This is a genomic window from Thermovirga sp. (assembly GCA_012523215.1).
Taxonomy (GTDB): Bacteria; Synergistota; Synergistia; order Synergistales; family Thermovirgaceae; genus 58-81.
In genome coordinates, this window is record JAAYIZ010000199.1 from 1 (window position 1) to 8,612 (window position 8,612).

The following is an 8,612-nucleotide window of genomic DNA, read 5'->3' on the forward strand; positions in this document are numbered from 1 at the left end:
GGCTTATTCTACCAGAATTCATTATAATTGATTGCCGTCGGAGGGCTGGCCGAGTGGTCGAAGGCGGCTGACTTGAAATCAGCAGGGGCGCAAGTCTCCAGGGGTTCGAATCCTCTGCCCTCCGCCAGTTTTTGGTTTTCTTTTCTTGCAAAACTCTTCTTGCCCCTATGGTTTCCCCCGGGAAAGGACACACCGAAAAGCGAAATGGTAGTATAGGATAGGATTGGGCCGGTAGCCGGCTGTGCCGCTTCCTGGCTTCGACCCCTTTGCGATTGAACTCGAACTACCGGAGGGATTCCCATGAAGTGCCATCTCTGCAAAGACAAACCTTGCAGCAAAGGTAACCCTTGCAAAAAGACCGACAGTATTCCCCTGTACGATGACCCTCTCGACAGGAAGCTCTTTCAAGTCGCAGCCGATGTGGAGGCTCTTTTCTACAAGGAGATCTGCCGGGTCGATGAGACGATGGAGTTCGCGAGAAGGATGGGGTTCAGCAGGCTCGGGATCGCTTTCTGCGTAGGCTTCAAAACAGAAGCCGCAATTCTAGGAGAATTACTTTCTAATGAATTCGAAGTTTTTTCAACCTGCTGCAAGATCGGGAGTATTGAAAAAGCAGCCTTCGAGTTGACGGAAAGACTCTGGGTCGGCGACTATACTTGTAACCCCATAGAACAGGCTAGGATACTCGAGGAAGAGGGCACGGAGTTCAATATTGTCCTAGGTCTTTGCGTAGGACATGACTCGCTTTTTTATAAGCATTCGAAGGCCCCTGTTACAACCCTGGTCGTGAAGGACCGAAAATTGGGACACAATCCCGTGGCGGCCCTTTACTGTCCCTACATCCGCTCGGACCTCGGCAGGCCCCTCAGGGAGCGACCCCTTCAGGAGCCCGACATCTGAAATATTCTTGCCCCAGTACCCACCCCGGGGTAAGAATACACTCAAATTATGGAGACCGGGCCCTCAATGGGGGCCCTATCAGGGCATCTCGATAAATTTATTGTCCATCATGCATCGGGTCAGATCTCTAGCTTTTTCGATCTGATCCCTGGCTACTTCCAATAGTTCTTCCCTGGTCATGACCTTGCGGGCGATACCCTGCTCGATGGCTTTCACCCCCACCGCCGCCGCCACCTCGGGGTATACCCACGGCTGGTCCATCGTCGGGATCAGGTAGTCCTCGGACAAGCCTTCTCTTTCAGCGCAGTCGGACAAGGCCTTCGCCGCGGCGATGCACATCTCGTCCGTTATGGTCGTGGCCCGCACATCCAGGGTGCCCCTGAAGATGCCGGGGAAACCAAGGGAGTTGTTTATCTGGTTCGGAAAGTCGGAACGGCCTGTGGCTACGATCCTCGCTCCCGCTTCCTTCGCCTCCCAGGGCCAGATCTCGGGGATCGGGTTGGCGCAGGCAAAAAGCATGGCGTCCTTCGCCATCGTCGCCACCCATTCCTTCTTCACCACGTCCGGTCCCGGCTTGGTGTAGCAGTAAACCACGTCGGCGTCCTTGAAAAGAACCTCAGGACCTCCCTGGATGTCCTCGGGGTTAGTGGCCTGGGCAAAGTGCCATTTCACGTCGTAGGGGATATCCTTTAGTTCCGTGCGCCCCTTGTGAAGGGTGCCGCGGCTGTCGGCCATGATCACGTTCTCAGGTCTTACACCGGCGCTCAAGAGGACCCTCGCTGTGGCTATGCTGGCCGCGCCGGCGCCGAAGAAACGCACCTTGACCTCGTCGATCTTCTTGTCCGTCAACTTCAAACCGCTGTAAAGGCCGGCCAGGTTCACCGCCGCGGTTCCCTGCTGGTCATCGTGCCAGACCGGGATTTTGCAGTCCTTCCTCAGTTCGTCGAGTATGTAAAAACACTTGGGCTGCGATATGTCCTCGAGGTTGATGCCGCCAAAACTGGGGGCCAGGAATCTTACCGCCTCGATGATCTTGTCCGGGTCCTTCGTGTCGAGGCAGATCGCCACGGCGTCCACCCCGCCCAAATACTTGAAAAGAAGCGACTTGCCCTCCATGACCGGCATACCCGCCTCGGGCCCGATGTCACCCAGGCCGAGGACCCTCGTGCCGTCGCTGACGACGGCGACCATGTTGCCGCGGTTGGTGTACTCGTAGGAGAGGTTCACATCCTCCTTTATAGCCTTGCAGGGTGCAGCCACGCCGGGCGTGTACCAGATCGCGAAATCGCCTATGTCCCTGATGCAGCACTTGGGCGCCGTCTGCATCTTACCCTTGTAAAAGGGGTGAAGCTTCATCGCGTCTTCCGCCGGCTTCTGAGCCTTTGCCAATAACTCTTCCTTACTGGGCATAAAAATCCGCCTCCTTAGCAAATGCTGTTACCGTTGCGGTGATGCAGGCCTGCCAGGCTTTCCCGGCAGGCCGGTTTATCGATTATCCTTCGGGGTTTACAGAGCCAGGACCTATTTCTTCACCTTGACCGTCTTAGGAGCGCACATGGCTTTCAGATCCATGTAGCGGTCAAACTCTTCGGCGCTGAGGTAACCCAGGGCCAGGGCGGCTTCCTTGAGGGTGGAACCGTCGTTATGGGCCTTCTTGGCTATCTCAGCGGACTTATCGTAGCCGATATAGGGGTTGAGTGCCGTGACGTTCATGAGGGAATTCTGAACAAAGTGGGTGACCTTCTCCTCGTCGGCCTCGAGCCCGGCGGCACAGTGGTCGTTGAAGGACTTCATGGCGTCGGCGAGGAGCCTTCCCGACTGGAGGAAGTTGTATATCATGACGGGCATGTAGACGTTGAGCTCGAAGTTGCCCTGGCTCGCGGCAAATCCCACGGTGACGTCGTTGCCGAGCACCTGGGCCACCACCATGGAGACGGCCTCGCACTGGGTCGGGTTCACCTTGCCAGGCATGATGGAGCTGCCCGGCTCGTTGGCGGGGATGATGAGCTCCCCCAGGCCGCAACGGGGGCCCGAGGCCAGCCAGCGTATGTCGTTGACTATCTTGAGAAGGTCGGCGGCCAGGGCCTTCATGGCGCCGTGGACGAAGACTACCTCGTCCTTGCTCGTCAGGGAGTGGAACTTGTTGACCGCCGTTTTGAATTTCTTTCCCGTCAGGGCGCTTATCTGGGCCGCCACCTCCACGTCGTAGCCTTCGGCGGCGTTAAGACCGGTGCCCACCGCCGTGCCGCCCAGGCCGAGATCCTTGAGGTACTCGATGCTCGAGAGGAGCATCTCCTCGGAGCGCTCGAGCATCCTCACCCAGCCGCTGATCTCCTGGCCCAGTGTGAGGGGCGTGGCGTCCTGCAGGTGGGTGCGGCCCGTCTTCACGAGGTCCTTGTACCGCCTGGACTTGGCCTCGAGGGTCTTTTTGAATCTCTTCAGCGATGGGAGCAACAGGTCCTCGACCTGGAGAACAGCCGCTATGTGCATCGCCGTCGGGAAGGTGTCATTCGAGCTCTGGGATTTGTTCACATGATTGTTGGGGTGAACCTTGGCCTCCTCTTCGCCGAGTATCTGGTTGGCCCTGTTGGCTATGACCTCGTTAAGGTTCATGTTGCTCTGGGTGCCGCTGCCCGTCTGCCATACCGCGAGGCCAAAGTTGCCCTCGTGCTTGCCCTCGAGGATCTCGTCGCACGCTGCGGATATGGCCTCCGCCCTCGTGTCGTCAAGGACACCCAGTTTGTTGTTGGCCATGGCGGAGGCCTTTTTGAGGATCGCGAAGGCTCTTACGATTTCCACCGGCATTTTCTCGAGGCCGATCTTGAAGTTGTCAATGCTCCGCTGGCTCTGCGCGCCGTAGAGTTTGTCGGCGGGGACGCGGACTTCCCCCATGCTGTCCTTTTCTATCCTGTACTCCATGCCATCCTCCCTGCCCGGACCCGCGGCGAGGGCCCGCTCGGTCGTCCAGATCATTTTACTTTTAATCGCTTTCCGCGGCGGGGCCAGCCCGGTACCTAATCGTACAGTTCCTTGTTGCGGGTGTCGACGCTCTTGCCGTAGCTGTTCATTCCCACCACTAGGGGACCGAATTTTCTGGTCTTCAAGATCCAGAAAACCTCCGGTACCCTCTGTTTCAGAAAGTATACTCCGTCGATCCGCTCTATGCCTTCCGCCCGGCCTCCCTTGCCTATGATACCCCTCACACCCCCCTGTGCGCCGTCCAGCAGTGAAAGGTTATCGCCGCCGGCGCTATCGCCGTGGGCGGCGGCGTAAAGGGTCAAAGCTACAGAGAGCGTAACAAGACCTGTGGCGAGGTTCGTGACCATGAGGGCTTCGAAAAAGATGGGTCTAATCTCAACGGCGTGCACCAACGGTAGGAGCAGGGACGCATCCTGGAGGAGGTTGAATACCAGAAGACAGGAAGGCCTCTCAAGCGTTATTCCCTCATCTGAAGATCAGGCGTCGAGGATCGTGCCGGCTGCCGCCCAGGCGACGTCCCGTGCCTTCGCGGAGAGGGCGCAAAGGGCCTTGAGACCCGTGCAGTGGCAGGGCCGCCATTTTTCCACGTTGAACCTGGTCACCAGTTCCGAGGTGATGCGGTCTATGAATTCATCGGCCTGGTCCCCCAGGTGCATGCCCCCCAGGACCATGTGAAAATCCCTCGTCTCGAAATGGCTGGATACTTCTTCAAGAATGTTGACCACGCCGGCATGGGCACAGCCGAGGATGACGCTCAAGCCCCCTTCGCCCTTCACGGCCATCGATATATCGTCGGGGAAGGGATCCGGCTTCCACCCATCGCCGTCAGGGACGACCAACCTGGAGGGCGGATTAACAAACCTTGGATCACGGTGCTCCAGGGGGACCTCGACAGCCCAGAGGCTGTCGGTGACAGGCGTCAGGCCCTGGACGGGTCTTAAATCCACGCCACTCCTATTGATATAGCACCCGGTGAACCTGGCGAAACCATCTTCCATGCGGTTATGAGCGCTCTCTATCTCGGGATGGGCCCAGACCGGGACATTCCGTGAACGAAGCAGCAATTTCTGGAGCCCCCCGGTATGGTCGAAATGCCCGTGGCTCAGAACGACGTGATCGATATCGCCGGGAGAGACCCCCAGGGTTTGCATGTTGGCAAAAAGAGCGTCCCCACCCTGCCCCGTATCCATGAGGACCGAGGTTAGTCCGTCGCTGGCCAGAAGGGCGAGTCCGTGTTCGGCGAGCATTTTCCATGACCCGGCAAAGTTCTCAATAAGCACGGTGATCTTCATGTCGACACCCCGATCGTTTTTATTTCCCTTTTGTAAGTCCTGAATCCCGGCTTTTTTAAGCATAGACCCAAGTTCCTTTCATGTCATCTCTCTCGCCGGTCTATCACGCTTCCCCGTTGTCGGGGATCGGAGCAGGAGAACAAAAAAATCGCCCCCAAAAGGGGGCGACCAATTCTCTGCGAGCTCTACTTGTTGTCCCTGGGCTTCCAGAACTTCCATACATTGGCGACCAGGTCCGGACCGGGTTTGAGGGTGGTCTTCCCGGGCTGCCACCCCGAAGGTGTGACCTCCTTGCCCTTGGTGGCTCGGACGAGTTGGAAGGCCTTGATCTGGCGAATGGTCTCCTCCACGTTCCTTCCCACGGGCGGTGTCAGGACCTCCATGCCTTGGATCACGCCATCGGGATCGATGATAAAACGGCCCCTGACATCGACTCCCGCCTGGTCGTCATAGACGCCATAAATCTTTCCAAGGTTGCCTCCCGCGTCGGAGATCATCGGGAAGGGTACTCCGCCTTCTACCATCTTCGAGAGTTCGTTATCGTTCCAGACCTTGTGGACGAACTGGCTGTCCACGCTGACGGAGTAGACATCCACTCCGAGTTCCTGGAACACGGGGTATTTGTCGGCGACCGCCGACACTTCCGTTGCTCAGACGAAGGTGAAATCACCAGGATAGAAGCAGAGCACAACCCACTTTCCAAGCGAATCGGACAGCTTCACGCTGCCAAACTTACCCTTGTGATAGACGGGGGCCTCGAAATCCGGCGCCTTTCTTCCTACCATGATCGTCATTCCCGGGACCTCCTTTTTAACTGGTTCCGCTTTCTCTTCCAGAGCCGGTTCCGGCTCTCCGACAAGGGCTCCTGTCGGACGGGCACAGCCGATCTCTTTCTCCTCCAAGAAACACACCTCCCGATGGTAGATTCTCAACCTGAAATAATTTCGTAAATCATTTCCGGGTAACATGATAGCATATTCTTGATCTTTGGAGTGAGAGAAGGTATCACGCAGGACAAAGTTGAGAAACCTTGCACAAAGTCAGATTTCGCAAAGAAAACGAAGGTGAATGATAACGGCAATAGAATCGGGAAAACACCGGGCCGAAGACCTCGACAGGAAGGACGGCCTGGCTTCTTTCCGCGAGGAGCCTTTCTTTATCCACGGTGTCATGGACAGGGACGGCAAGGCCGATCAGGATCGTGTTGAAACTCTTTTATGGCCGGCTTGGGCGTTAATTCCTTGACATGCCCCTTATTTCAATTTTATCCTCCAAGATATACAGCCTGTATTTCCTGGCTCTCGGAGAGGTCCCTTGCCAAACCTGACGCCACTATCTTCCCCGTTTCCAAAACATACGCCCGATGCGCTATCGACAGGGCCATTTCGGCATTTTGTTCAACGAGAAGAATGGAAGTACCTTGATCATTAATCAGCTGAATGTTTTTGAAAACCTCTTCAACAATGAGGGGGGCAAGTCCCATCGAAGGTTCGTCCAGCAAAAGCATCCTGGGGTGGCTCATCAGCCCCCTTGCCATAACAAGCATTTGCTGCTCTCCCCCGGAAAGAGTCCCTGCGATTTGTTCGCTCCGCTCTCTAAGCCTGGGGAAAAGGGTAAAAGACCTTTCAATCCCCCTTTCGATGTCCGAGCGCTTCCTGGTGTACCCTCCCATAATCAGGTTCTCCTTGACGGTCAAACCCGAAAAGACATGGCGTCCCTCGGGAACATGACCCAAACCCATTTCGACAATGGTGTGAGCTGCTTGATTTGTAATATCCATTCCCTGGAAGAATACCCGGCCGGAGGTTTTCGGCACCAGGTTCGAGATCGAAGAAAGGGTCGTAGTCTTCCCCGCGCCGTTTGCCCCGAGAAGAGCCACAATCTCGCCCTCCTCCACTTCCATCGATACTCCCTGAAGGGCATGAATTACTCCGTAATGAACATTGAGTTCTTTCACATCGAGCAGCATCTCTATCTTCGCCTTCCCAGGTAAGCTTCAATTACTTTAGGATCATTTCTGATCTCTACCGGTGAACCCTGCGATATGACTCGACCATAATTCATGACCAGTATCCTTTCGCTCAGGGACATTACAAGGCCCATCTGGTGCTCGATGAGTAAAATGCTCAGCGAGTATTGATCCCTGACAAAGCGGATCAACTGGACCAGGGAATTGATCTCCTTCTGGTTCATCCCGGCGGCGGGTTCATCGAGAAGAAGTATCCTAGGAGAAAGTGCCAGGGCACGCGCAATTTCCAGTTTTCTCTGCTGCCCATAGGGCAAATTCCTTGCTTTTTCGGAAGCCTTGTTTTCCAATTGAAAAATGGTCAGAATTTCAAGGGCTTTCTCACGAATCATCCTCTCATCTTCTTTATACCGGCGATTCTTCATTACCGAGTCTGAAAGGGAATAACCAGCAAGCCTGTGCAAAGCGATCTCTACATTTTTCTGAACGGTGAGATCCTTGAAAAGTCTGATGTTTTGAAAGGTCCTTACCAGGCCCAGGTTTGCTATCTGATGTGCTTTTTCCCCAACGATATTTACATTGTCAAAGAAGATACTGCCCGTGGAGGGGGCGTAAATACCTGTCATTATGTTGAAAACAGTAGTTTTTCCAGCTCCATTGGGGCCGATGATGGCTACAATCTCACCCAAGTCCAGTGAAAGAGAAAAATCATCGACGGCCTTGAGACCCCCAAACTGTATCCCCAGTTGAGTCACTTCAAGGAGTCCCATATCACTTTTCTCCTTTCGCAGTTCGCAGGGAAAACTTCGTTTTGAAATAATGAACAGGGTTTCTGCTGATTATGATGATCAGGATCAGGGGATAAAGCACAAGCCTTAGATCCTGTGAAAACCTCAGGGCTTCAGGCAGCACGGTAAGAATTACAGCGGCTATTACTGAACCTGCAATATTTCCCATTCCACCCACGACAACCATCAGCAGTATCTCAATAGATTTAATAAAGGTGAATTGCGTAGGGTGTGCCAACTGGACAAGGTGGATCAACATTCCGCCCGCGAGAGCCGCGAAGAAAGAACCGGTCACAAAAGAGTGCAGCTTGACCTGGAAGCTGTCAACGCCCAGCGATTCCGCCGCCAGTTCGTCTTCAAGGATCGCCTCGCAATTTCTTCCCCTGACGGAAGCGGCATAACGATGGATAACAACGACCGAAAACCAGGTCAAGATCAAAAGGATTAAAAGGGAACTCAATTTGGGGATCCCGTAAAAACCCCGAGGCCCACCTACTATTTCCAGATTATTCAGCGTCACCACAACAATCTGGTTGAAACCCAGGGTCGCAATGCAGAGGTAATCTCCTGTAAGTCGTAAGATTATGCTCCCGAGCAAAAAGGCGATGCCAGCCGCTAAAGCGGCACCGGCAAAGAGGCAGGCCACAAACAATAGGGGGACAAACGGGCTTGCTCCAGCGTCAGAAA

General features: G+C 55.0%; 10 protein-coding genes and 1 tRNA gene. 3 read left to right on the forward strand and 8 right to left on the reverse strand.

What is annotated here, in order from left to right:
• Positions 1 to 39 precede the first annotated feature (39 nt).
• Both GX108_05565 and GX108_05570 read left to right on the forward strand, forming a co-directional pair.
• Positions 40 to 127 (forward strand) — tRNA-Ser (locus GX108_05565).
• A 173-nt stretch (positions 128 to 300) separates the two neighbouring features.
• On the forward strand, positions 301 to 900 hold the full coding sequence (locus GX108_05570; GenBank protein ID NLO56505.1) for a DUF1847 domain-containing protein: 600 nt from the start codon (positions 301 to 303) through the stop codon (positions 898 to 900).
• Between the two features lie 78 nt (positions 901 to 978).
• Here the strand turns inward: GX108_05570 and GX108_05575 are convergent, their stop codons facing one another.
• The 5 genes from GX108_05575 to GX108_05595 form a co-directional block, all read right to left on the reverse strand.
• Positions 979 to 2,310, reverse strand: a complete 1,332-nt coding sequence (locus GX108_05575) for an NADP-dependent malic enzyme (protein NLO56506.1) — start codon at positions 2,308 to 2,310, stop codon at positions 979 to 981.
• Between the two features lie 111 nt (positions 2,311 to 2,421).
• The gene (gene fumC / locus GX108_05580; protein NLO56507.1) at positions 2,422 to 3,819 is read right to left on the reverse strand and encodes a class II fumarate hydratase; all 1,398 of its coding nucleotides are present in this window, start codon (positions 3,817 to 3,819) and stop codon (positions 2,422 to 2,424) included.
• A 95-nt stretch (positions 3,820 to 3,914) separates the two neighbouring features.
• On the reverse strand, positions 3,915 to 4,226 hold the full coding sequence (locus GX108_05585) for a hypothetical protein (protein ID NLO56508.1): 312 nt from the start codon (positions 4,224 to 4,226) through the stop codon (positions 3,915 to 3,917).
• Between the two features lie 129 nt (positions 4,227 to 4,355).
• On the reverse strand, positions 4,356 to 5,171 hold the full coding sequence (locus GX108_05590; GenBank protein NLO56509.1) for an MBL fold metallo-hydrolase: 816 nt from the start codon (positions 5,169 to 5,171) through the stop codon (positions 4,356 to 4,358).
• A 185-nt stretch (positions 5,172 to 5,356) separates the two neighbouring features.
• Positions 5,357 to 6,139, reverse strand: coding sequence for a peroxiredoxin (locus GX108_05595; GenBank protein ID NLO56510.1), 783 nt, complete (start codon positions 6,137 to 6,139; stop codon positions 5,357 to 5,359).
• A 100-nt stretch (positions 6,140 to 6,239) separates the two neighbouring features.
• Between GX108_05595 and GX108_05600 the strand changes: the two genes are divergently transcribed.
• Complete coding sequence (locus GX108_05600; GenBank protein NLO56511.1) at positions 6,240 to 6,416, forward strand: hypothetical protein; 177 nt, start codon at positions 6,240 to 6,242, stop codon at positions 6,414 to 6,416.
• 19 nt (positions 6,417 to 6,435) lie between these two features.
• On the opposite strand, the gene GX108_05605 is transcribed toward GX108_05600, so the two are convergent.
• From GX108_05605 to GX108_05615, 3 genes are all read right to left on the reverse strand, one after another.
• Entirely contained in the window at positions 6,436 to 7,137 is a 702-nt protein-coding gene (locus GX108_05605; protein NLO56512.1) for an ABC transporter ATP-binding protein, read from the reverse strand.
• A 5-nt stretch (positions 7,138 to 7,142) separates the two neighbouring features.
• Positions 7,143 to 7,907: an ABC transporter ATP-binding protein gene (locus GX108_05610; protein NLO56513.1), complete on the reverse strand. Its 765-nt coding sequence runs from the start codon at positions 7,905 to 7,907 to the stop codon at positions 7,143 to 7,145.
• A gap of 1 nt (position 7,908) precedes the next feature.
• Positions 7,909 to 8,612: branched-chain amino acid ABC transporter permease (locus GX108_05615; GenBank protein NLO56514.1), on the reverse strand; the 704-nt coding region annotated here is incomplete at its 5' end.